A 23,110-nucleotide genomic window follows, 5' to 3' on the forward strand; every position below is an offset into this window, starting at 1 on the left:
GGTCCCGCCGGGCCCCCGCACCGATGAGTTCCGTGCGCCGCCGCGGTCCCTGTCGGTGAGGAAAACCGACATCCAGGGGAGTCCCATGACGCAGCAGTTCCACGGCCCCGATACCGCGGGGCAGCCCGACCTCCGACCTGCCGCGCTCGGCGTGGCCGCCGTGCTGGAGCGGATCGGCGACGACCGGCTCGGCGCTCCCACCCCGTGCCCCGACTGGACCGTGGGCCGTCTCATCGGCCATGTCGCGGGGCTGTGCGCGGCCTTCCGCGACGCCGCCCGCAAGGACCTCGGGCCCACCACCGACAGCGATCCCGCCGGCGCGCTCCCGCCGGACCCGCCGGCGCGCTCCCGCCGGACCCGCCGGCGCGGTGGCGCTCCGGCCTGCCGGACCTGCTGGCCGGCATGGCGGACGCCTGGCGCAGCCCGCTCGCGTGGGAGGGCCGCACCCGCGCCGGAGGGGTCGACCTGCCGGCCGGCGCGGCCGGGTGCTTCGCCCTCAACGAGCTCCTGGTGCACGGCTGGGACCTGGCCCGTGCCACCGGCCAGGACTACCGGCCGGACCCGGCGGGCCTGGAGGCGGCGCTCGCGCTGCTCACCCCGTTCACCGCGGGATCGGACGGCTCCGGGCCCTTCGGCCGCCCGGTCCCCGTGCCGCCGAGCGCGCCGCCGCTGGACCGGCTGGTCGCGCTCACCGGACGGGATCCGGGGTGGCGTCCGCCGCGCTGAGCGGCCGGCGTCCCCACGCGGAGATCATCGGGGCGGTGGCGAGGTCGAGGGCGCCGGTGGCGACATGGGCCAGATGACGGTCGATCTCCTCGTCCGTGGCCAGGCCCGCCGCCACCAGCCGGCCGCGGATCTGCCGCACCGTCGCCGCTTCCAGCACCGTGCAGGCGGGGGAGGTGATCGGGAAGTACGCGTCGGCGCGCACGTCCTCCAGGCCCGCCTCGCGCAGCAGCCTGGGCAGTGTCCTGCCGTACGCGAGATCGGCGCCGCGCTCCGCCATGAGCGTCCGGAATCCGGACCGGAGGCGGTTGGCGAGCTCCTGCGCGGGCCCCGACTCGTCCGGGCACAGCAGGGGCTGCAGGCCCGGGTCGGCGTCCTCCAGCAGCAGGACGCCGCCCGGGCGCAGCGCCTCGACCATCCGCCGCAGGGCCTCGGCCCGGTCGGTGACGTGCACCAGGACCAGCCGCGCGTGGACCAGGTCGAAGCCGCCCTCCGGCGGCGGGTCGGCGGCGACGTCGTGGCGCCGTACGTCGATCACGCCGCCGGCCGCCTCCCGCGCCCACGACACGTCGATGTCGGTGGCGACCACCGTGCCGCCGGGCCCGACACGCCGGGCGAGCCCCAGCGGCACGGACGGGCCGCCCGCGCCCACCTCCCAGCAGCGCATCCCCGAGCCGATCCCCAGGGCGTCGACGTGGCGGAACGTCACGGGGTCGAAGAGCTCGGCGAGGGCCCCGAAGCGGACGCCCGCCTCGGACTGCCGGTTGTCGAGCAGGTAGCCGGTGCCGGGTTCGTGTGTCGCCATGACGCGATGTTCGCAGACGGTGCCGTTACAAAGGCCCTCGGGCCGCCGCGTCAACGTCGCGCCCGGGTCGCTTACCCCTGTGAGTGACACGTCGTCGCGCGGATGACGTGTGCCGACCGGGTCGATGTATCAGGCAATGACGGGGAGTGTCCTATGACATTGACAGATGTCGCCTACAGGTGAGGGTTACGGATATGTCCGCATTTCGTAACGTGAAGCGGATCTTCCGGATTTTGCCGTCGCGGCAGGTCAGAGTTGGGTCATCGGCCAACCGCCGAGGTAACCGCACCGCGTCACCGGAGCACGGGAGTTCCGGGACGCACCCTGATGAGGGGGCATCATGTCTGCTTCGTTCAACGCCCGTCGCGTCATCGCCACCGTCCTCGCCTCCGGCGCCGTCGTGGCGGCCGCCGCCATGCCGGCCTCCGCGGACAACGGCCGCGGCCACGGGCACGGCCCGTCCCCCCGCACCTCGGTGTCGATCGGCGACGTCCGGCACGACGAAGGCGGCCGCGGGGTCCGCTCGAACCGCGCGCTCAACACCGAGTGGGTCGAGGTGGTCAACCGGGGTCGCGACACCGTGAACCTGCGCGGTTGGACCCTGAGCGACAGCGACGGCAACCGCTACCGCTTCAACTTCCTGCGCCTCCCCGGCCACTCCAAGGTGCGCGTGCACACCGGCCAGGGCCGCGACAGCCGGTTCGACGTCTTCCAGGACCGCCGCAAGGGTGTCTGGGACAACCGTGACAGCGCCACGCTGCGCAACGACCGCGGTGGCTTCGTGGACAGCAAGGAGTGGGGCGGCCGTCGTCACCGCTGAGCCCGTACCGGGCAGCGCCCGGTGAACGAGCGGCGTGCCGCGACATCCAGTCGCGGCACGCCGCCTTTGTGCGTCCTGCCTGCTGCCCGTTACGGGTTGCGGGTGATGGTGAACGTGGACGTGGTGTTCTTGATGTCCTGGAAGTTGTCGTTGAACTGCAGGTTGTTGAAGGTGACCGAGCCGACCGCCGGACCCTGCCCGGACTCCGGCATCTCGTTCGCCCACAGGCCGAAGCCGGACTTGGCGTCGAAGGCGTCACCGCTGCGGTGGGCACCGCTGATGGTCACGTTCGTGAGGACCGTGTCCTTGATCGGGTTCTGCGGCTGACCGCCGACGTAGTTGGTCTGGAACATGATCCCGCTGTACGTCGGGTCCACGATGTCCACGTCGCTGACGCGGATGCCCTGGAAGACCTTCGAGGCCGAGAAGAGCCAGATGCCCGGGAAGGTCTGACCGCCCCAGAAGTGCCCGCCGGCGCGGACGATGGAGACGTTCTGGATGTTGGTCGGTTCGGTCCCGAAGCCGTTCATCGCGTAGCCGAAGTCCAGCGAGCTGATCGTGACCCCGGAGTACACCAGCGTGTCCGCGATGAGGATGTTGCGGAACGTGTTGGCGTAGCCGCCGTAGACCGCGATGCCCGCGGCACGCCAGGTCAGCAGGGACGTCAGGTTCTCGTACAGGTTGTTCTTCTCGTCCGCGCCGCCCGCGTCGATCGCGGAGAAGAGCGCGAAGCTGTCGTCACCCGTGGCACGGGCCTCGATGTTGTCGAGGTGGTTGTCCGTGCTGCCGTTGGTCATGTTGACGCCGTCGGCGAAGGTGTCGCGGATGCGGGAGTTGGTGATGGTGACGTTGTCGGTGTTGGCGCCCCAGTAGAGGCAGACCGTGTGCTCGTTCCAGACGTTGTCGATGGTGATGTTGGCGACGTTGGCGAAGTCGAAGACCTTGCCGGGACCGTCGATGCGGGAGGTGTAGTTGCCGAAGAACGCGAAGCCCGAGAAGGACGAGCCGTTGGCCGTGGAGTCCGCGCGGAAGCCCGCGTCAGTGTTGGACTGGCTCGACGGGGTGTGGAAGCGGGTGTACCAGGGGCCGGCACCGATGATCTTGACGGCCTTGCCGTAGACCTGGAACTTGCTGGAGGTGTCGTAGTCGCCCGGCGGCAGGTAGACGCCCTTGAGCGTGCCGGTGGTGTCCATGCGCGCCTTGTCCAGGGCGTTCTGCACGTCCTGCTGGCTGAAGCCGGTGGGCGCGGTGTACGCCGCGGGGTCGGGATTGGCGATCGGCGCGACCTGCTCGGTGTTGACGAAGTCGACCGCGTAGGTGGTGCTGTTGGCGGAGTCCTTCTGGAGCTTGATCTTCGCCCCGGCCGGCACGGTGGTGCCGAGCATCATGTTGGCCTCGTCGTAGATGTGGCGCGGGCTGCCGTCGCCGGGGCTGTTGCCCGGGGCGGTCTCGTTGCCGTAGAGCCACGCGTACTTCGAGGTCAGGTCGATGGCCTTGAGGAACGTGCCGTTGACGTAGACGTTCAGGGTGGAGTTGATACCGCCGCCGCCCGCGGCGTCGGGGATGGAGTAGCGCACGACCAGGGTGTTGGTGCTGGCCTTGGTGGTGAACTCCACCGAGCTGCCCGTGCTGTTCAGCGTGACGGCCTTGCGGCCGGACGCCTCGCCCGCGAGGTCGCCGACGGTGCGGTTCGGGCCGACGACCTGCGCGCCGCCGCCCAGGACGCCGTCCTCGGCCTCGTACATGTCGTACGGCATGTTGGCGCCGCGCCCGACGAACAGGGACTGGGTGCTCGTGTTGTTCTGCTGCTTGACCGCCAGCTCGTTGGCGTCCGCGGCGATCACCGTCTTGACGGAGTACTTGCCGTTGACCGCCGTCCACGTGCCGAGGTTCACCGGGCTCGCCGTGCTGCCCGCCGCGATGGCACCGCTGTAGGAACCGGTGAGGGTCTTCACGACACTGCCGGAGGCGGTGTCGGTGACGGTCACGGTGATGCCGTGCGCGCCGCCCGCGGAGGCCACGGTGCCCTGGTTCCTGATCGCGACCGAGAAGGTCACGGTGTTGTTCTTGCCCGGGTTGCCCGGCGTCCAGCTGGACGGCGCGGCGACCAGGTCGGAGCTGTCGACCGGCTTGACGACCAGCGGACTCGGGCTGGCGTAGGAGTTGTTGGTGTCGTTCTGCTCGATGACAGTGTTCGCCTCGTCGACCGTCGCGCTCAGCGGGTAGCTGCCCGCGTCACGGGTGCCGATGTTCGCCGTCACGGTGGCCTGGCCGCCGGCGGCCAGCGCGCCGACCGAGGCGGTGCCCACCTTGGTGGTGCCCAGGTAGAAGTTGACGTTCGTGGCGCCCGACGCCAGCTCACCGATGTTGCGGACGGTGGCGGACAGGGTGACCGCGTCCGTCTCGACCGGCGCGCTCGGGGTGACGCCCATGGCGGAGACCGTCAGGTCCGGGTTCGGCGCCGGGGTGCCGATCACCTGGAACTCGGCGACCTGCCCGCCGCCCGCGCCGCTGTTGGCGGTGAACGTCAGCCGCACGTCGGCGACGCGCGCGCTGAGCGTGATGGTCACCGTGTTGCCCGAGGCCGGGTTGAACGTGTAGTCCGTCGCGGCCTTGAGGCTGGTGAAGCCGGTCGCGCCCTGCTCGCGGCCGAGCACCTGGATGTTCTGGGTACGCGTGCCCCAGGCGCCGTCGGGGTTGAGCTTGAGCACCACCGAGGACACATCGGCGTTGGCGCCGAGCGAGACGGTCAGCGAGTTGGGGTAGCTGCCGCCCGCGCCCTCCCAGTACGTCGTCACGCTGTTGTCGTTCGCGTTGGCCGCGACGAAGTTCTGGGTGGTGGAGGAGGCCGTGATCGGCTTGCCGACGGCCATGTTCGAACCGGGGCCGGTGGGGGACCCGTTGCGGATGACGGTGGCGCTGGCGACGCTGCGGTTGTCGGCGGCGTCCTTGGCCTTGACGTAGTACGCGACGGTCGCCGAGTCCGGCTGGCTGTCGGTGTAGGTCAGCGTGCTGCCGGAGACCGTGCCGCGCAGCTGGTCGTTGGCGTACACCTCGTAGCCGGTGACGCCGACGTTGTCCGACGAGGCGGTCCAGGTCAGCTTGACCTGGCCCGACGCGGGCTGCGTGTACGCGAGGTTGCCGGGTTGCGAGGGCGCCTGCGTGTCGCCGGTGTCGCCGGTGCGGGTGACGGTGTTGCTGTTGCCCGACTGGTTGCCCGCCGCGTCCTTGGCGCGCACGGCGTACGTGACCGTGGCGGAGTCGGGCTGGCTGTCGGTGAAGGTCGTCACGTTGCCGGCGACGCTCGTGCGCAGCATGCCGTTGGCGTAGATGTCGTAGCCGGTGACGCCGACGTTGTCGGTGGACGCGTTCCACGTCAGCCGGATCTGGCCGGACGCGGGCTGCGTGTACGCCAGGCCGGTGGGCGCGGACGGCGCGGTCGTGTCACCGGTGGCCGGACCGTAGATCTCCAGCTCGGAGAGCTGGGCGGCGCCCCAGCCGGTGTTGGCCGTGACGTTGACCCGCAGGTAGCGCACGGTCGCCGAGGTCAGGTTGACGGTGACCGTGTTGTTGCTCGCGGGGCTGAAGGCGTAGTCGCGGGACGCCACCAGGTCGCTGAAGTTCGACCCGTCCGTGCTGCCGCGCAGCGACAGCGTCTGCGTCCGCGCCTCCCAGGACGGCGGCAGCTTCAGCACGACCTTGCTGACGGCCACCGAGGAGCCGAGGTCGGCCTGGAGCCACTGCGGGAAGGCGTTGTTGGCGCTCTCCCAGTACGAGGCCTGGTTGCCGTCGTTGGCGTTGGCCGGGGTGTAGGGGGCGTTGCTGCCGCTCGCGGTCAGCGTCCGGCCCTGGGCCAGGTTGTCCGTCGAGGAGGCGGCACCGTGCACCTCGAGCTCGGAGACCTGGGCGGCGGACCAGCCGGTGTTGGCCGTGATGTTCAGCCGCACGTACCGGGTGGTGACGGCGGAGAAGCCGATGGTGACCGTGTTGCCCGCCCCGGGCGCGAAGGTGTGCGCCGCCGAGCCGGAGAGCGTGGAGAAGGTGTTGCCGTCCGTGCTGCCCTGCACGGCGAAGGTCTCGTCGCGCGCGCCCCACGGCGCGGGCAGTTTCACGACCACCTCGTCGACGTTGACGCCGCTGCCGAGGTCCACCTGGACCCACTGCGGCAACGTGCTCCCCGCGCTCTGCCAGTACGTGTCCTGGCTGCCGTCGGTGATGTTGGCGACCCCGTACTCGGCGTGCGAACTGCTGGCGGTGGCCGTTCTGCCCGCCGCGAGGTTCGGCCCGCCGGCGGCCGAGGCGGGCGGCGCGGACAGGCCGAGGACGACCATGCCCGCCGCGATCACCCCCGCCACCAGCCGCTGGACCATGTGCTTCCTTCGCATGTCGTCCCTGTGCCTCTCGTGTGTCGGTGGCCGAGAAGTTGCGTTGATCGCTCATTAAATTGCGTTAACCGTGGCGATAGTTGCAGAGCAGATTGCGGGCGTCCATGCCTACGACCGGGCCTTTTGATATGGACGCGACAGGCTTGCGCGGCTGTGCCGTGCAGCCGACACGTACTTGCGCATGCATGCAAGATTTTGCGCAATTCGCAATTGCCCTTGCCTCGGCCAGTCGCCTTCACTACGCTCCCTGGGCTTCCGGCACGGCCTCGTCCGCATGTTCGGACGCCCACGTTCCGGCCGGCGGCGCCCTTCCCGCCGCGCGCGATGCGCGCCTTCCGGGGCGGTTCGCTCGGGGTCCGGTGAAGGGTTCAGTGCGGGGCTGGCCTTCTGCCGTGGACCTCTACTTCGACCCGGTGCCTCTGCTCGGCGAGGCGCGCGGAGCGTTCCTGGGGAAGTGGTCGGAGCGGAAGTGGCTCAACGTGCCCGGACCGTTCTACGGGGCCGAGACCGACAACTGCGGTACGGGCCGGATCCACGCCCCAGGGCTCGTGCTCTACGAGGCCGACTACTTCACCGAGTACGTGTACCGGCAGCCCCGGACGCCGGAGGAGCTCCAGCGGTTGGTCGACGCTGCCGAGGAGGAGGCCTTCTCCGGCTACGGTTGCGACGGCGACGCCCACTGGTACACCCGCAGCGGCCCGGGAATGGTGGCGCGATCGACAGCGGATCAAGGAGTATCTGGCGGACCGGCGCGCCGACTGGGAGGCCGACGACGCCTGTAACGGGCAAGGAGTGGCCGCCGCTGCCCTGGCGTACGCCGACTACCTCGACGGCGAACTGGCAGCGCACCTCAGGGTCTACCTCTTCTGGCTCGAGGAGCGACGTTCCCCGACAGCCGCGGACCGACTTCCCACGCTCTGACGGCGGTGCGGATCAGTCGTCGAGCGACGTGCCTCCGGCGCGGTGCGGGGCGGCGGCCGACGGCCGCTTCGCGCAGGGCTACGCCCGCTGCGCTCCCGCCGCGCGCAGCGCCTGGCGGACGGACCACAGGACGGAGACGAGGGGGACGGCGACGACCGCGCCGATGACACCGGCGGCGATGGCGCCGCCGATGACGCTGAGGGCGACCACGACCGGGTGCAGCCGGACCGCCCAGCTCATCACCAGGGGGTGCAGGACGTGGCCCTCGATCTGGCCGATGATGACGATGAGGGCGATGACGACCAGCGCGACCAGGGGGCCCTTGGAGGCCAGGGCCACCACCGCGGCCACGGCGAGCGCGATCGGCGAGCCGATCAGCGGCACGAACGCGGCGAAGAACTCCAGCAGGGCCAGTGGGAGGGCGAGCGGCACGCCGAGCGCGTAGAGGGCGAGGCCCACCAGGACGGCGTTGGTGCCGGCCACGAGCACGATGCCGTGCGTGTACCCGGTGAAGGTGCGCCACGCCGCCGTGCCGCCCACCGCCACCCGTTCCCGCACCGACAGCGGCAGTTGACGGCAGAACCAGGTCCACTGGCGGTCGCCTGAGTGCAGGAAGAAGACCGAGCAGAACAGGGCGAGCGCGAGAACCGTGCCGACCTCGATGAGCCGTCCGGCGCCGCTCAGCGCGGTGCTGATGAGCGTCGAGCGGTGGCTGGACAGCCAGTCGCCGATCTTGGACTGGAGGTCCGTGAGGGCCTTCGGGTCGAGCCGGAACGGCGGTGCCTCCAGCCAGCGTTCGATTCTGGACAGCCCGGCCCCGAACTCCTTCTGCAGTCCCTCCTGTTCCTGGGCGACCGCCTCACCGACCAGGGCCAGCACGCCCAGCACCAGCACGATGCTGCCGAGCACTGACACCGCGACCGCCAGCGGCCGGGGCATCCACCGCGCCAGCAGGTCCGCCACCGGCCGGAGTATCGCCGTGCCGACCAGCCCGAGGAAGACCGCGACCGCGATCTCGTGGAAGCGCCCCAGGACGGAGAAGATCCCGTAGACGACCACGCCGACGACGATGAGCCGCCAGCTGTACGCGGCGGCCGTGTTGAGCGCCGGAAGCACCCGGAGCCCGGCCGTGCCGGGGGAATGGCCGGCCGCCGCCCGGCGGCTCGTGCGGATGCGGTCGCGGCGGTCTCCCGGCGGCATGCCCGGGCCCGGGCCGCCCTGCGTGTGCGCTCGCCTGGGCATGTGCCCGCCACCACCTCCCGTACGCCTGGGCTCGTACCACCGCTCCGCGCCCCCGCAACGTGCCGCGGGCGTCATTCGCCCGAAGGCACCCAAGCGCGCAGGGGTGGGCAGTAGCCTCACCCGGGCGCTCCGCGCCCGTTCCGCATCTCACCGGAGGAGACCGCCGTGGCATCGCCGTACAGGCATTCCGCACCGTACGCACAGGGACAGCTCGATGTCGGCGACGGCCAGCTGATCCACTGGGAGGTCAGCGGCAACCCGGAGGGCAAGCCCGCGGTGTGCGTGCACGGCGGCCCGGGCTCCGGCGGCAAGCGGGGTGCCCGCAACGGCTTCGACCCGGAGCTCTACCGGGTCGTCATGTTCGACCAGCGCGGCAGCGGGGAGAGCCTGCCGCACGCCTCCGACCCGGGCGTGAGCCTCGCGGAGAACACCACCGAGCACCTGATCGCCGACATGGAGCGGCTGCGCGAGCACCTGGGCATCGAGCGCTGGCTGCTCTACGGCGGCTCCTGGGGGTCGACCCTGATCCTCGCGTACGCCGAGCGCCACCCGGAGCGGGTCACCGAGATCATCATCGTCGGCGTCACGACGACGCGCCCCGAGGAGACCGACTGGCTGTACCGCGGCGTCGGCCGCCTGCTGCCCGGCCCCTGGGAGGCCTTCCGCGACGCGCTGCCGCCCGAGGACCGGGACGGTGACCTGGTCGCCGCCTACAGCCGGCTGCTGAACAGCCCGGACGAGGCCGTGCGCGCCAAGGCCGCGCGGGACTGGTGCACCTGGGAGGACGCGGTCATCGCCCACGAGAGCCTGGGGAAGCCCGATGCCTACAGCGACCGGGCGGACGACGCGCTGATCGCGTTCGCACGGATCTGCGCGCACTACTTCTCGCACGACGCCTGGCTGGAGGACGGGCAGTTGCTGCGCGACGCCCACCGGCTGGCGGGCATCCCCGGAGTGCTGATCCACGGGCGGCTCGACCTCGGCAGCCCGCTCACGACCGCGTGGGAACTCGCCAAGGTGTGGCCGGACGCGGAGCTCCAGGTCATCGACGACTCGGGGCACACCGGCAGCCCCGCGATGGAGCAGGCCGTCCTGCGGGCCGTCGAGCGCTTCTCGGGGCGCGGGCACTGACCCGCGCCCGCGGTGTCACCTCGGCGTGCGGTGCTGCCACCACTCGCCGTGCGCGCGCGGTACCCGGTGCTCCGGAGTGGCGGTGGTGGGTGCCGTGCCGGCCGTATCGTCGGCCGGCGTGTCCGTCGCCGGGGGCTGCGTCGCCGGGGGCGGCGTGTCCGTCGGATCGGGGCTCGCCGGCGGGGTGCTGGGTGCCGGCTCGCTGGGCGCGGGCGGGGTGGCCGGGGGTGTGTGCGCGGGGTGGGTGACCACCGGTGACGGACTGGCCGAGGGATGGGCCGGGTGAGTCGTGTGCGGTGCGCTCGGGGACGGGTGGTGCGTGGGCGCGGCCGGCTTGGCAGGGGTGGCGGACCTGGCGGGCTGATGGGTCGCCTTCGCGGGGGTGGTGGACGGTGCCGCCTTCGGCGACGGTGACTCGTGCGCGGGCCTGCCGCTCGTGGTGCTGCCGTCCTTCTTGCCGGGTGCCTTCCGCTCGCCGTGGACCGGCCGGTCGAGGCCCTTGCCGGGTACGGCGTCGGGGCTGGGCGAGGTGGTACGGGACGCGGGCGCCGGGGAGACGGCGGCGGGCCGCGGCTTTCCGGCGGCCTCCGCGGGTTCCTGGAAGGACTGCTGCAGCGCCCAGGCGGTTCCGCCGAGCGCGGCCGCCGCGGCGACGGCCGCCGTCGTCACCTTCCACCGCAGGGACCGACCGCGGCGGTGCTTTGCCTGGTTGCTGCGTGGGGAAACCATGGGAGGACAAGGACCCTTTCGAATGTGCCCCCCGCCCGGTTGCCCCATCGCCGCGTAAGCGAACGAGGCCGGATATGTGTGGACTCTGCGGCAGTGGGCGCGCGGAGCGCAAGGCCCTGGGGTCGGTGCACGGCGGTCCCACCAGGTGTGATTCCGTGAAAGCGCAGGTCAGGGCGATGATCGTGGTGCCCGGTGGCGCGATGTGAGGTGCCCCACGCCGGTCGGGCCGGGCCGTCCGCCGGGCGGAGCCTTTTATTCCGCCTCCGGGGGGCGAGGGGCTGAGGCCATGGTCACACGCCCATAATCATTGATATGGATCAACCGTCGTGTACGTTCAATTTCGCCCCGAACCTGTGAGGCCGGGGTGAAGGCCCTGCGCTCTGTGAGGGAGGCGCAGGAGGCCGCGCCCGTGGGGACGGTAAGTGCGGCTGACAGGACACGGCTGTCGCCCTGTCCGCCAGGGCGGGTGGCCCGTCATCGCGCGTGGGGACGCTCGGATGTGACGGCCACCCGCTCTTCGCGTACCGCCCGCGGTGCGGGCCGGAGCCGGCCGGGGCTCCTCAGACCTCGTCGCACGGGGAAGCGGCCGGAGACGTCCTGACCCGGGCCAGGAGACCGCGCAGTGCGGTGAGCTCCTCGGGGGCGAGGTCGGCGAAGAGCTCGCTCTCCACCTCGTGCAGGGCCTTCTCCACCCGCGTCAGGGTGTCGGCGCCCGCCTCGGTGATGGTGACGATGTGGCGCCGGCGGTCGGCCGGGTCGCGGCGGCGCTCCAGGAGGTGGCAGGACTCCAGGTCGTTGAGGATGCCGACCATGATGCTGGGGTCGACGCCCAGTTCACCGGCGAGCGCCTGCTGGCTCATGTCGCCCGACCTGCCGAGCAGCATCAGCGTGGTGCCCTGACGGGGGGCCAGTCCGCAGACGGCGAACGCATGGTGCACACGGTCCTTGGCGACGGCTCCGTGACGGGCCAACAGGAAGCCGAGCCGGTCCAGCGGATCGGATGCGGGGTCCCGGTTCGCGTTCTCGTGTCCTGTCACGTCGGTCACCGTATCAAGCGGGAAACCATCCGTCGGAGCGGATCGTTGCCGCCCTTCAATGATAGGTCGTGGCGGTGGCTCAGGCGGCGGCCGACGGACCGCCGTGCCGGGCGATCGCCGCCAGTTCGCCGGCCGCGCCGGTGGGCGGGCTGGTCCGGGGATGGACCAGCCGCAGGGCGCGGGTGAGATCGAGGTCACGTACCGGGACGGCGACCACGGTGCCGTTGGCCAGCTCGGCCGTGAGCGCGAGCGAGCTGAGGACCGCGGGGGCGACCCCGTCGGCGACGGCGGTCTTGATGGCGGTCGTCGAGGGGAGTTCGAGCAGCGGCGCGGCGAGGGGGACCGCGCCCACCCCGTCGAGGGCCCGCTCCAGATAGCGCCGGGTGCCGGAGCCGCGCTCCCGGGCGACCAGCGGTGCGGCGGCCAGCTCGCCCGCGGTGATCCCCGAGCGGCGCCGCGCCCAGGGGTGGGCGGGGGCCACGATCACCGTGAGCTCGTCGTGTCCCACGGTGCGGGCGGTCAGCCCGCGCGGGACGTCGGGGGCCTCGACGAATCCGAGATGGGCCCGGCCCTCCCGTACGGCGGCGGCGACCTCGTCGGAGTTGCCCGCGGTCAAGGCGACCGAGGTGTGCGGCGCACGGACCCGCAGCACCGCCAGCCACTGGGGGAGCAGGTACTCGGCCACCGTCATGCTGGCCGCCACCTGGAGCCGGCTCCCGGTGGTGCCCAGCAGCGAGGTCACGCCCGCGTCCAGCGAGGCCGCGGCGTCGACCGCGGTGCGCGCCCAGTCGGCGACCAGCGCGCCCTGCTCGGTGAGCCGCGAACCGCGCGGCGACCGCTCCAGCAGCGGGAGCCCGAGCCGGCGTTCCAGATGGCGGAGCCGGGAACTGGCGGAGGGCTGGCTGATGCCGTGCGCGCGGGCGGCCGCGCCCACGCTGCCCAGGCGGGCGACGGACAGCAGCAGGTCGTACGCCGCCAGGTCGCTCACTCGCTCGGGCAGGGGCATAGGCCGAGTCTATGACCCCATCGCCGAATGATCCCTACCGGCGTCCGCGGGGCGACGGGAGGCTGAGGCCATGCACACCTCGCTCACCGCCCCGCCAAGGGCCGGCGCCCACCCGCGCACCGGCCTGCTGCGGGAGCTGGACCACCCCTCCCAGCTCTTCCGCGACCTCGGTCCCAACTGGTACGCCTCCGTCATGGGCACCGGCATCGTCGCCGTCGCCGCGGCCGGCCTCCCCGTGCACGTGCCGGGACTGCGGACGTTCGCCACCGTCGTCTGGGCCCTGGCCGCCGCCTGGCTCCTCGTGCTCACCGCCGCCTGGTCCGTGCACTGGACGCGCCACCCCGAGCGGGGCCGCGCGCACGCCGGCCACCCGGTCATGGCGCACTTCTGGGGCGCCCCCGCGATGGCGCTGATGACGGTCGGGGTCGGCACCCTGACGCTGGGCTCCGCGTGGATCGGCGAGCGCCCGGCGCTCGTCGTCGACGTGGTGCTCTGGTCGGCGGGCACCCTGCTGGGCCTGGTGACCTGGGTGTGGATCCCGTACCGCGCCATGACCGACCACCGCGTGACCGAGGACGCGGCCTTCGGCGGCTGGCTGATGCCCGTCGTGCCCCCGATGGTGTCGGCCGCCACCGGTGCCGCCCTGATCCCGCACCTCGCTCCGGGGCAGGGACGGCTCACGCTGCTGCTGGCGTGCTACGCGATGTTCGGTATGAGCCTGATCGCGAGCCTGGTGATCATCACCCAGGTGTGGAGCCGGCTCATGCACCACAAGACGGGCCCCGCCGCCATGGTGCCGACGCTCTGGATCGTGCTCGGACCGCTCGGCCAGTCGGTGACCGCCGCCAATCTGCTCGGCGGGGTGGCACCCTCGGTTCTGCCGCGTCCGTACGCCTCCGGCGCCGAGGTGTTCGGCCTGCTGTACGGGGTGCCCGTCTGGGGCTTCGCGATGATGTGGCTCGTCCTGGCGGCCGCCCTCACGGTGCGCACCGCGCGCAGCGGCCTGCCCTTCTCGCTGACCTGGTGGAGCTTCACCTTCCCCGTCGGCACCTGCGTCACCGGCACGAGCGCGCTCGCGCTGCGCCTGCACGCAACGGCCTTCCAGGGCGCGGCCGTCGTGCTCGGCACCCTGCTCGTCGTGGCATGGACCACGGTGGCGGTGCGTACGGCGCGGGCCGCCGCGCGCGGCGGCATCTTCCTTCCGGTGCCCGCGCCTCAGGGCTCTCCCGTCAAGGCCTGATGTTCTGGTTGAGGTGGAAGAGGTTGCCCGGGTCCCAGGCCCTCTTCACCTCCACCAAGCGGTCGTGGTTGCCGCGGTAGTTGGCCCGGACGCGGCCCTGGTCGTCGCCCGCCATGAAGTTGACGTAGCCGCCCTCCTGGGAGTGCGGTGCGATCGCCTCGTAGTAGCCGCGCACCCAGGCGATGTTGGCGTCGTTGGCCGCGGCGTCGGGCCACATTCCGGCGATGACGGCCGCGAAGGAGGCGTCGCGGTAGGCGAAGGCGGTCGCGTCCGGGGCGACCCGGTGGCAGGCGCCGTCGATCGGGTAGATGTGGACGGCCGTGTTGACCGCGGGCAGTCCGGGGGCGTGCGCGACATGGGCCACCAAGGCCTCGTCGGTCAGCTCGGCGGCGAACGCGGCCTTCCAGTAGTGCTGGAGGCCGGGCGGCAGGATCGCGTCGAAGAGGCTGTTCATCACCGGGTAGGGCATCGGGCCGACGTGCTCGGCGGCCACGGGTGCCGCGTCGCGGAACGGGCGCAGGACCCGTTCGCCCTCCTCCGGCGGCCCGGTCCAGCACGCCACCAGGGCGACGAACCGGTCGCCGTGCCGGTCCTCGGGGATGAACGGCAGCGGCGGCGCGATGTGGAACGCGGGGAAGACGCAGAGCCGTTCCGGTGCGGCGGCGATGGCGTCGCGGTAGGCGCGCAGCACCGTGGCGGCGTGGTCCATCTCGTAGAGCATCAGTCCGCCGTACACGTCGGTCAGCGGTGCCAGCCGGAACACGAACGCGGTCACGGCCCCGAAGTTGCCGCCCCCGCCGCGCAGCGCCCAGAACAGGTCCTCGTGCTCCTTGCCGCTCGCCACGACCAGGTTCCCGTCCGCGGTCACGACGTCCGCCGAGACGAGGTTGTCGCAGCTGAGGCCCAGCGCCCGGCTCAGGTATCCGATGCCCCCGCCGAGGGTCAGCCCACCGACGCCGGTGGTGGAGACGATGCCACCGGTCGTCGCCAGTCCGTGGGCATGGGTCGCCGTGTTGAAGTCGTCCCAGGTGGCCCCGCCCTCGGCGCGCGCGGTGCGCGTCCGCGGGTCCACCCGCACCGCGCGCATCGGCGACAGGTCGGCGACGACACCGCCGTCGCACGTGCCGAAGCCGGGCACACTGTGCCCGCCGCCGCGCACGGCGAGTTCGAGCCCGTTGTCCCGGGCGAAGTCCACGACGGCCCTGACGTCGTCCGCGCCGGCGCAGCGCACCACGGCCGCGGGGCGCTTGTCGATCATGGCGTTGCGGACGGTGCGCGCCCGGTCGTAGTCCTCGCTGCCGGGGGTGATCACCTGGCCGCGGACACGCTCGCGCAGCCGGCCGGCCGAGGGGTTGCCCATCGCCCACGCTCCTCGTAGCGCCGAGGTCCCCCTGCCGCTGTCCCCCCGCACTCCACTCACGCTACGCCGCTGGGGCGCGACCTCAAGCGGAACGTGCGTTGGTCTAGACCTTGACAGGTATAGGCCAATCCGGTTCATTGCTCAGTGCGAGATGCAACTCCCCCCACGCAAGGAGCAGTTACGGTCATGCGACGCACTCTGGCACTCCTCACCACCCTCGCGGCCGCCGCCGGCATGGCAGTGGCCATCCCCTCCGGAACCGCCTCCGCCGCCACCTGCGCGGCCCCGTGGAGCGCATCCTCGGTCTACACGAACGGGATGACGGCCGCCTACGGCGGCCACAACTGGCAGGCCAAGTGGTGGACCCAGAACGAGACGCCCGGCACCACCGGTGAGTGGGGCGTCTGGGCCGACCAGGGCACCTGCGGCGGCGGTGGCACCGACCCCGGCAACCCGGGCAACCCGTCCGGATTCGTGGTCAGCGAGGCCCAGTTCAACCAGATGTTCCCGGGCCGGAACGGCTTCTACACCTACAGCGGCCTGGTCGCGGCCCTGTCCGCCTACCCCGGCTTCGCCAACACCGGCAGCGACACCGTCAAGAAGCAGGAGGCCGCGGCCTTCCTCGCCAACATCGCCCACGAGACCGGCGGCCTCGTCTACATCGTCGAGCAGAACACCGCCAACTACCCCCACTACTGCGACAGCAGCCAGCCCTACGGCTGCCCCGCCGGGCAGTCCGCGTACTACGGCCGCGGCCCGATCCAGCTCAGCTGGAACTTCAACTACAAGGCCGCCGGCGACGCACTCGGCATCGACCTGCTGCACAACCCCTGGCTGGTCGAACAGGACGCGGCCGTCGCCTGGAAGACCGGCCTCTGGTACTGGAACACCCAGAGCGGCCCCGGCACCATGACCGGCCACAACGCGATGGTCAACCAGGCCGGCTTCGGCCAGACGATCCGCTCCATCAACGGCTCCCTGGAGTGCGACGGACGCAACCCCGCACAGGTCCAGAGCCGGGTGGCCAACTACCAGCGCTTCACCCAGATCCTCGGCGTCCCCGCGGGGAACAACCTCTCCTGCTGAGCGCCGGCGTACGTGGGCGCAGGGACGGCGGCCCCTGCGCCCACCGGCGGGGCCCGGTCCCGTCAGCCGCGGACGCGTTCAGCTCAGCAGGCCGCGCACCCGGTCCATCCGGGGCCGCGCACGGTCCGCGTCCCGCCGCTCGGCGGCGGCCCGCGCGTCCTCCGGCGCCTTCCACACCGCGTGCAGCGCCTGCCAGAAGTCCGTCCACGCCTCCGACTCGGTCATGCCGAGCCCGACCACGCCCGTGTCCCGGCACGCGACGCGATAGCCCTCACCGGTCATCTCCACCGACACCTGGCGCTCCACGTCCCACCACCGCCTTCGTGGCACCTTCCCCCTGCCAGCCTCCCCGCGGGCCCGCGCCGCTCGCAACCCGGGATGGAAAAGCGTCCGGGCGCCGGCACGCGGCCGGCGCCCGGACGCGTGGGTCCGGAAAGCTCAGAAAGCGGCCACCGGGCCCTGGGTGGCCTTCAGGTGCTGCATGGCGGTCAGCCGCCGGACGAAGAGGATCGCCAGCACAGCGGCGACGATGTCCAGCCCGTCGGAGAGGGACATGCCGACCGCGGAGTCCCGCAGAGCGTCGGACGACTCGGCCTTGGAGTACATCTGCGACGTCAGCTGCGTCGCGATCCGGTCGGCGACCAGCGCGACCCACCAGACGGTGACGATCCCCGTGCGGATGGGACGCCACGAGCCGTCCGGGGCGGCCTGCGTGCTCGCGGTCCAGGTCTCACGGGCGATGCGGTAGGGGAGGCGGAGGTTGAGGAAGGGAACGAACCAGCCGCCGATGGCCCACCCGCGGCCCTTGTCGAAGCCGTTGGGCGAGAAGATCTCTCCGTTCCCGCGCACCCGGTGGAACCAGATGATGAAGACGACCGCCGTGGCCAGGAAGCCGAGTCCCTGCAAGAGCGCGGTGACGGACAGCAGCAGCTCCGCACGGTCGGCGTCGTCGACGCTGACCGACATGGGGCCGTCCGCCACGACCGAGCCGGCGACCGACCAGAGGTTGATGTCGGCGGCGATCGAGAACACGTCGCACGCCAGCACCAGCGCCAGCAGCGCGGTGACCGCGTTCGCCAGGCCGAGCGGCGACCGGAGCACGCCGGGAACAGTCTGCGGTGGCGGCGTCGGTGTCAGGCCGGACGGGTAGTGCGGGACACCGCCCGGCGGACCGGCAGGGCTGATGGACATGACGAAATCCCCCCCAAGGGATCGTGTGCGAGTGGTGCGCCCGCCGCGGGCGGGCAGGCAGGAACATATGACAGCGGACCGCCGGGCGTCCACGTGGATTCGTGTGCCACCGATGCCACCGTGTGTGATAAGCCGTCGGCCCTGCGGACCAGCAGGAACGCCTGCGGCGTCCGCTCGTCGCCGCGTGCCGCCCGCACCAGGCACGCGGTCTCGGTGAATCCCGCTTCGGCCAGCAGCGCGGCGACGCGGTCCGGCGGGTGGCGGTGGACGTCCAGCGTGACGGGGTGGCCGTAGGCGTGCTCCAGCCGGACGTGCCCGTCGCCGGCCTTGAAGGCGAGGAGCAGGTGGCCGCCGGGCGCCAGGACACGGTGGTACTCGGCGACGACGGCCGGCAGCTCCCGCAGCGGGGTGTGCACCGTGGAGTACCAGGACAGGACGCCGCCGAGCCCGCCGTCGGGCAGGTCGAGCGCCGGCATCGCGCCCACCTCGAACCGCAGACCGGGGTAGGTGCGGCGGGCCACCTCCACCATGCCCGGCGACAGGTCGACGCCGAACGCGTCGAGCCCGAGCGAGGCGAGGTGCGCCGTGACCCGGCCCGGTCCGCAGCCGAGGTCGGCGACGGGGCCGGAGCCGCCGGCGCGGACGAGGTCGGCGAACGCGGCCGGCATCGCGTGGTCGAGCGGGGGTTCGGCGAGCGCGGCGCCGAAGAACCGGGCGTAGTCGGCGGCGACGGTGTCGTACGAGGTGCGCACGGCGTCCAGGTGGGAACTCTCGGTCACGGGCGGTGACGATAGTCGGGGGGACCGACACCGCCCCTTGCGCCGCGGGCGGCCGACGGGCGATCGGCCGGCCGAGGCGGGACGATGGAGCGGAAGCCGACCCCGGGGAGGCACGGATGAGCAGCGAGCCGCACCGCGTCCGCGAAGGCGGCGGCGACCACGGCCGTGAGGTCGCGCGATGACCGCGGCGCCCGGCGTGTCCGGTCCGCACGGTCCCTCGGGCCTTGCCGGCCGTACGGTCGTGGTGATCGGCGCGAGCGCGGGCATCGGACTGGAGACAGCGCGCCAGGTACGGGCGGCGGGCGGCGGGCTGATCCTCGTCGCGCGCGACCCGGAACGGCTGGAGCGGGCCGCGGTCGAGCTCCGGCCGCAGGCGACGGCGGCGTTCGACGCCAACGACACCGACCGCGTCGAGGAGTTCTTCGAGGCGTTGCGGGAGCCGGTCGACCACGTGATGGTCACCGCCGGCAGTCCCGCCTACATGCCGCTCGGCGGCATGGACCTCACCGCGGCCCGCCGGCAGTTCAGCGACCGCCTGGGGATGACGCTCGCGGTCGCCCTGCACGGCCGCCGGAAGGTCAGGGCCGGGGGAACGCTGCTGTTCATGGGCGGCACCGGCGCCCGGCGCCCCGGCATCGGCATGTCCGTCGTCGGTGCCATGACGGCGGCGCTGCCCGCCCTCGTCGCCAATCTCGCGCTGGAGATCGCGCCGGTCCGTGTCAACGCCATCGCGGCGGGATTCGTGGACACACCGCTGTCGGCCTCACTGCTGGGCGATCAACTCGACGCGCGGCGGGAGGAGTTGCGTTCCAGGCTGCCCATCCGGCGGGTCGTCGGCCCGGGCGACGTCGCCTCCCTGGCGCTGCACATCATGGCCAATGACGCGCTCACGGGCGCGACTTACGACATCGACGGCGGCCAGCAGCTCCTTCCCCACTGAACCGGCCGAGCCGGGCGGTCAGACCAGCGGGGGCCCGCCGGACAGTTGGGGGTACAGCGCCTCGGGTCCGGCGGCCAGCGCCGCCTCGACCTGCCGGCTGACGTCGTCGGCGAGCACCTCGTCCAGTCCCGCGTCGACCCCGTCGACGGCCGTTCGGGCCACCACGGCGGGATCGGCCTTGGGCCCGGGGATCCGGGCGGCCATCTCCGTCGCGAGGTAGCTGACGTGCACGGCGGTGACCTGCGTGCCCTGTTCGGCCAGCGCCACCCGCAGGGCGTTGGTCACGGACCACTCGGCGGACTTGGCGGCGGCGTATCCGGCGCTGGCCGGGACCGACACCCAGGACAGCACGGACAGGACGTTGACGATCGCGCCACCGCCGTTGCGGCCGAGGACCGGCGCGAAGGCCCGGCACATCGCGAGGGTGCCGAGGACGTGCGTCTCGAACTCCTTGCGGAACGAGTCCAGGTCGGAGGTGAGCACATGCGCCCGGGTCGTCGACCCCGCGTTGTTGACGAGGAGCGTCACGTCCTGGGCCTGCTCGGCCGCCGCCTGCACGGACTCCTGGTCGGTGATGTCCAGGGCGACCGGAACCGTCCCGGGCACGGTGACCTTCCCGGGATCGCGCGCCCCGGCGTAGACCTTGGCCGCTCCCGCCTCCAGGAGCGCCCGTACGAACTGCTCTCCGAGTCCGCGGTTGGCGCCGGTGACCAGAGCGGCCGACCCTTGGATCTTCATGGGGTACCTCACCATCGGTGGACTGCGAGGCCGTGGAGCGGCGTCGCAGCAGCGCCTGAGCGGCGCCGCTCCCACCTCCAACGTAGGGCGCACCTGTCCCGGCGACCACCCGGACGTCAGGACCGGGGTGACGGCCGCCCGGTGTCCGCGCCCGCCCCGGCCCGTCGGCGCGGGGTAGTTACGGGCAATTGATTAAGCTATTGTAATTAATCATGGATGACATTCCGCCGGTGGCGGACGACCCCACGGAGGTCGGAGCGGCACTCCGGCTGGCCGTGGGCCGGATCGCCCGCCGACTGCGACAGGCACACGCCGTGGGGGACGTGACGCTCTCCGAGGTGTCCGTGCTGGCCCGGCTGGACCGCGAGGGACCGGATTCCCCCGGGTCGCTCGCCGAACTGGAGCGCGTACGCCCGCAGGCCATGGCCACGACCCTCGCGGGCCTGGAGGAACGGGGACTGGTCAGCCGCCGCCCGGACGCCGCCGACGGCCGCCGCGCGGTGGTGACGGTGACGGACGCCGGCCGCAAGGTGCTCGCCGACCGGCGCTCGGAGTCCGTGCAGCGACTGGGCGCGGTCATCCGGGCCGAGTTCACCGACGACGAACGGCACCGGCTGCTGGCCGTGCTGCCGCTGCTGGACCGGCTCTCGGAGCGGCTGTGAAGGGCGCGGCGGCGGGCACGACGGCCCGCCCCGAAGGCACCGGACGGCCGGAGGACGACGGCCGCTACAAGTGGGTCGCGCTCTCCAACACCACGCTGGGCGTCCTGATCGCGACCATCGACGGCTCGATCGTGATCATCTCGCTCCCGGCGATCTTCCGCGGCATCGGCCTGGACCCGCTGGCGCCCGGCAACATCGGCTACCTGCTCTGGATGATCCTGGGCTACCTGCTGGTGTCCGCGGTCCTGGTGGTCGCGCTCGGCCGGCTCGGCGACATGTTCGGCCGCGTCCGCATGTACAACATGGGCTTCGCGATCTTCGCCTGCGCCTCGCTCGCGCTGTCGCTCGACCCGTTCAAGGGCGGCTCGGGTGCGCTGTGGCTGATCGGCTTCCGCGTCGTGCAGGCCGTCGGCGGTGCGATGCTCACGGCCAACTCCGCGGCCATCCTCACCGACGCCTTCCCCTCCAGACAGCGCGGGATGGCGCTCGGCATCAACCAGATCACCGCCCTGGCAGGGCAGTTCCTCGGACTGCTCGCGGGCGGGCTGCTGGCCACGATCCACTGGCGCGCGGTGTTCTGGATCAGCGTCCCCATCGGCATCGTGGGCACCGTCTGGTCGTACCGCAGCCTCCGCGAGACCGGCGTCCGCAGACCCGGCCGCATCGACTGGATCGGCAACATCACCTTCACCGCCGGGGCGGGCGGGCTGCTCGCCGCGATCACCTACGGCATCCAGCCCTACGGGGGTCACCCCACCGGCTGGACCAACCCCTGGGTGTTCGGCGGCCTGGCGGCCGGGGTCGCGCTGCTGCTGGTGTTCTGCGTGGTCGAGACCCGCATCGCCGAACCCATGTTCCGTCTCGGCCTCTTCCGTATCCGGGCCTTCGCGGCCGGCAACCTGGCGGCGCTGCTCATCTCCGTGGCCCGCGGCGGGCTGCAGTTCATGCTGATCATCTGGTTGCAGGGCATCTGGCTGCCGCTGCACGGCTACGCCTTCGAGGACACCCCGCTGTGGGCGGGCATCTTCATGCTGCCGCTCACCGTCGGGTTCCTCATCGCCGGCCCCGCCTCCGGCTACCTGTCGGACCGCTTCGGCGCGCGGCTGTTCTCCACGACCGGACTGCTGCTGGTCGCCGCCGGATTCGTCGGGCTGCTCATGCTGCCCGTGAACTTCCCCTATCCGGCCTTCGCGGGCCTGCTGCTGCTCAGCGGCATCGGGCAGGGCATGTTCTCGGCGCCCAACACCTCCGCGATCATGGGCAGTGTGGCGCCGGACCAGCGCGGGGTCGCCTCCGGCATGCGCTCGACGTTCCAGAACTCGGGCACCGCCCTGTCCATCGGGCTGTCCTTCTCCCTCATGATCTCCGGCCTGGCCGGCTCGCTGCCCGGTGCGCTGGAGAGCGGTCTGCGGAGCCAGGGCGTGCCCGCGGGCACCGCGAGCCAGGTGGCCGGACTGCCTCCGGTCAGCACGCTGTTCGCCACCTTCCTCGGCAACAACCCCATCAGCCACCTGCTCGGGCCCAGCGGCGTGCTGCACTCCCTGCCCCGGCCCAACGTCGACGCCCTGACCGGCACCGGGTTCTTCCCCGAACTGGTCTCCGGGCCCTTCCACCACGGGCTCGTCACGGTCTTCACCGCCGCCACGGCGATGTCCCTGATCGCCGCCGCCGCCTCGGCGCTCCGCGGCAAGCACCACAAGGCCGCACCGGGCACACCGGCCGGCACCGACGAAGGACAGGAAACAGAAGCATGGCGCACAGCGCACTCCTCGTGATGGACGTCCAGCGGGGCATCGTCGACCGCTTCGCCACCGACAGCGACTACCTGCCGCGCCTGCGCGGCGCCGTCGACGCGGCCCACGCCTCCGGCATCCCGGTCCTGTACGTCGTCATCGGCTTCCGCGACGGGCACCCCGAGGTCAGCCCCCGCAACAAGACCTTCAGCGCGCTCGCCGGGACCGGCGCGTTCGCCGAGAGCGACCCCGCGGCGCAGATCCACCCCGCCGTCGCCCCCGAGCCCGGCGACCTGGTCGTCACCAAGAAGCGCGTCAGCGCCTTCGCCGGCAGCGACCTCGACATGGTCCTGCGCGCCCGCGGTATCGACAGCCTCGTCCTGAGCGGCATCGCCACCAGCGGGGTCGTGCTGTCCACCCTCCGCCAGGCCGCCGACCTGGACTTCGGCCTCACCGTGCTGTCCGACGGCTGCCTCGACGCGGACCCGGAGGTGCACCGCGTGCTGACGGAGAAGGTCTTCCCGCGGCAGGCGGCCGTCGTCTCCGTCGACGAATGGGTGCTCGCGGTCAAGAACTGACCGT

General features: G+C 72.2%; 22 protein-coding genes and 1 pseudogene. 12 read left to right on the forward strand and 11 right to left on the reverse strand.

Going from position 1 to position 23,110, the window contains the following annotated elements; genetic code table 11:
* Positions 1–85 precede the first annotated feature (85 nt).
* Positions 86–445: pseudogene (locus ACIP9H_RS24080) on the forward strand (maleylpyruvate isomerase N-terminal domain-containing protein); the annotation flags it as partial.
* Positions 394–726: a TIGR03086 family metal-binding protein gene (locus tag ACIP9H_RS24085; protein WP_401960794.1), complete on the forward strand. Its 333-nt coding sequence runs from the start codon at positions 394–396 to the stop codon at positions 724–726. The pseudogene ACIP9H_RS24080 and the gene ACIP9H_RS24085, both read left to right, overlap by 52 nt.
* On the opposite strand, the gene ACIP9H_RS24090 is transcribed toward ACIP9H_RS24085, so the two are convergent.
* Positions 689–1,528: a class I SAM-dependent methyltransferase gene (locus ACIP9H_RS24090; RefSeq protein ID WP_401586064.1), complete on the reverse strand. Its 840-nt coding sequence runs from the start codon at positions 1,526–1,528 to the stop codon at positions 689–691. The two genes, ACIP9H_RS24085 and ACIP9H_RS24090, sit on opposite strands and share 38 nt — an antisense overlap.
* Before the next feature lie 340 nt (positions 1,529–1,868).
* Here ACIP9H_RS24090 and ACIP9H_RS24095 point away from each other — a divergent pair, with 340 nt between their 5' ends.
* Positions 1,869–2,348 (forward strand): lamin tail domain-containing protein, encoded by a 480-nt coding sequence (locus tag ACIP9H_RS24095; protein ID WP_401586062.1) that lies wholly within the window; start codon positions 1,869–1,871, stop codon positions 2,346–2,348.
* Positions 2,349–2,437: 89 nt separating this feature from the next.
* On the opposite strand, the gene ACIP9H_RS24100 is transcribed toward ACIP9H_RS24095, so the two are convergent.
* Positions 2,438–6,733: a discoidin domain-containing protein gene (locus tag ACIP9H_RS24100; RefSeq protein ID WP_401586059.1), complete on the reverse strand. Its 4,296-nt coding sequence runs from the start codon at positions 6,731–6,733 to the stop codon at positions 2,438–2,440.
* 392 nt (positions 6,734–7,125) lie between these two features.
* Between ACIP9H_RS24100 and ACIP9H_RS24105 the strand changes: the two genes are divergently transcribed.
* Complete coding sequence (locus ACIP9H_RS24105; RefSeq protein WP_401586057.1) at positions 7,126–7,515, forward strand: ferredoxin; 390 nt, start codon at positions 7,126–7,128, stop codon at positions 7,513–7,515.
* A 10-nt stretch (positions 7,516–7,525) separates the two neighbouring features.
* The gene (locus ACIP9H_RS24110) at positions 7,526–7,654 is read left to right on the forward strand and encodes a hypothetical protein (protein ID WP_401586054.1); all 129 of its coding nucleotides are present in this window, start codon (positions 7,526–7,528) and stop codon (positions 7,652–7,654) included.
* Positions 7,655–7,732: 78 nt separating this feature from the next.
* Here ACIP9H_RS24110 and ACIP9H_RS24115 read toward each other — a convergent pair whose 3' ends face one another.
* Positions 7,733–8,896 carry an AI-2E family transporter gene (locus ACIP9H_RS24115; RefSeq protein ID WP_401586052.1) on the reverse strand — a complete coding sequence of 388 codons (1,164 nt, stop codon included), beginning with the start codon at positions 8,894–8,896 and terminating at the stop codon, positions 7,733–7,735.
* A 165-nt stretch (positions 8,897–9,061) separates the two neighbouring features.
* Between ACIP9H_RS24115 and pip the strand changes: the two genes are divergently transcribed.
* The gene (gene pip / locus ACIP9H_RS24120; protein WP_401960714.1) at positions 9,062–10,027 is read left to right on the forward strand and encodes a prolyl aminopeptidase; all 966 of its coding nucleotides are present in this window, start codon (positions 9,062–9,064) and stop codon (positions 10,025–10,027) included.
* 15 nt (positions 10,028–10,042) lie between these two features.
* Here pip and ACIP9H_RS24125 read toward each other — a convergent pair whose 3' ends face one another.
* The 3 genes from ACIP9H_RS24125 to ACIP9H_RS24135 all read right to left on the reverse strand — a co-directional run bounded on the left by ACIP9H_RS24125 (position 10,043) and on the right by ACIP9H_RS24135 (position 12,799).
* The gene (locus tag ACIP9H_RS24125; protein ID WP_401586048.1) at positions 10,043–10,696 is read right to left on the reverse strand and encodes a hypothetical protein; all 654 of its coding nucleotides are present in this window, start codon (positions 10,694–10,696) and stop codon (positions 10,043–10,045) included.
* A 620-nt stretch (positions 10,697–11,316) separates the two neighbouring features.
* Complete coding sequence (locus tag ACIP9H_RS24130) at positions 11,317–11,793, reverse strand: MarR family winged helix-turn-helix transcriptional regulator (RefSeq protein WP_401586046.1); 477 nt, start codon at positions 11,791–11,793, stop codon at positions 11,317–11,319.
* 79 nt (positions 11,794–11,872) lie between these two features.
* Positions 11,873–12,799, reverse strand: a complete 927-nt coding sequence (locus ACIP9H_RS24135; RefSeq protein ID WP_401586043.1) for a LysR family transcriptional regulator — start codon at positions 12,797–12,799, stop codon at positions 11,873–11,875.
* 70 nt (positions 12,800–12,869) lie between these two features.
* On the opposite strand from ACIP9H_RS24135, the gene ACIP9H_RS24140 reads away from it, so the two are divergent.
* Positions 12,870–14,039: a TDT family transporter gene (locus tag ACIP9H_RS24140; RefSeq protein ID WP_401586040.1), complete on the forward strand. Its 1,170-nt coding sequence runs from the start codon at positions 12,870–12,872 to the stop codon at positions 14,037–14,039.
* Here ACIP9H_RS24140 and ACIP9H_RS24145 read toward each other — a convergent pair.
* Complete coding sequence (locus ACIP9H_RS24145; RefSeq protein ID WP_401960718.1) at positions 14,029–15,399, reverse strand: FAD-binding oxidoreductase; 1,371 nt, start codon at positions 15,397–15,399, stop codon at positions 14,029–14,031. The genes ACIP9H_RS24140 and ACIP9H_RS24145 overlap by 11 nt on opposite strands.
* A 186-nt stretch (positions 15,400–15,585) precedes the next feature.
* Here ACIP9H_RS24145 and ACIP9H_RS24150 point away from each other — a divergent pair, with 186 nt between their 5' ends.
* Positions 15,586–16,485, forward strand: a complete 900-nt coding sequence (locus tag ACIP9H_RS24150; RefSeq protein WP_401586034.1) for a glycoside hydrolase family 19 protein — start codon at positions 15,586–15,588, stop codon at positions 16,483–16,485.
* Positions 16,486–16,563: 78 nt separating this feature from the next.
* On the opposite strand, the gene ACIP9H_RS24155 is transcribed toward ACIP9H_RS24150, so the two are convergent.
* From ACIP9H_RS24155 to ACIP9H_RS24165, 3 genes are all read right to left on the reverse strand, one after another.
* Entirely contained in the window at positions 16,564–16,791 is a 228-nt protein-coding gene (locus tag ACIP9H_RS24155) for a hypothetical protein (protein WP_360908317.1), read from the reverse strand.
* 132 nt (positions 16,792–16,923) lie between these two features.
* Positions 16,924–17,676: a DUF4328 domain-containing protein gene (locus ACIP9H_RS24160; protein WP_401960722.1), complete on the reverse strand. Its 753-nt coding sequence runs from the start codon at positions 17,674–17,676 to the stop codon at positions 16,924–16,926.
* Entirely contained in the window at positions 17,619–18,455 is an 837-nt protein-coding gene (locus ACIP9H_RS24165) for a class I SAM-dependent DNA methyltransferase (protein ID WP_401586029.1), read from the reverse strand. Before ACIP9H_RS24165 ends, ACIP9H_RS24160 begins: the two co-directional genes overlap by 58 nt.
* Positions 18,456–18,633: 178 nt before the next feature.
* Here ACIP9H_RS24165 and ACIP9H_RS24170 point away from each other — a divergent pair, with 178 nt between their 5' ends.
* A complete protein-coding gene (locus tag ACIP9H_RS24170) occupies positions 18,634–19,395 on the forward strand; it encodes an SDR family oxidoreductase (RefSeq protein ID WP_401960725.1) in 762 nt (253 codons plus the stop codon).
* Positions 19,396–19,413: 18 nt separating this feature from the next.
* Here ACIP9H_RS24170 and ACIP9H_RS24175 read toward each other — a convergent pair whose 3' ends face one another.
* Positions 19,414–20,133, reverse strand: a complete 720-nt coding sequence (locus ACIP9H_RS24175; protein WP_401960728.1) for an SDR family oxidoreductase — start codon at positions 20,131–20,133, stop codon at positions 19,414–19,416.
* A gap of 212 nt (positions 20,134–20,345) precedes the next feature.
* Between ACIP9H_RS24175 and ACIP9H_RS24180 the strand changes: the two genes are divergently transcribed.
* Genes ACIP9H_RS24180 through ACIP9H_RS24190 form a run of 3 tightly spaced genes read left to right on the forward strand, consistent with a single transcriptional unit; the run spans position 20,346 to position 23,106 of the window.
* Complete coding sequence (locus ACIP9H_RS24180; protein ID WP_401586020.1) at positions 20,346–20,795, forward strand: MarR family winged helix-turn-helix transcriptional regulator; 450 nt, start codon at positions 20,346–20,348, stop codon at positions 20,793–20,795.
* A complete protein-coding gene (locus tag ACIP9H_RS24185; RefSeq protein ID WP_401960730.1) occupies positions 20,792–22,570 on the forward strand; it encodes an MFS transporter in 1,779 nt (592 codons plus the stop codon). The genes ACIP9H_RS24180 and ACIP9H_RS24185 overlap by 4 nt, the downstream gene beginning before the upstream one ends.
* The gene (locus ACIP9H_RS24190; protein WP_401586014.1) at positions 22,546–23,106 is read left to right on the forward strand and encodes a cysteine hydrolase family protein; all 561 of its coding nucleotides are present in this window, start codon (positions 22,546–22,548) and stop codon (positions 23,104–23,106) included. The genes ACIP9H_RS24185 and ACIP9H_RS24190 overlap by 25 nt, the downstream gene beginning before the upstream one ends.
* Positions 23,107–23,110 lie beyond the last annotated feature (4 nt).

Source organism: Streptomyces sp. NPDC088732, assembly GCF_044751205.1.
Lineage (GTDB): Bacteria > Actinomycetota > Actinomycetes > Streptomycetales > Streptomycetaceae > Actinacidiphila.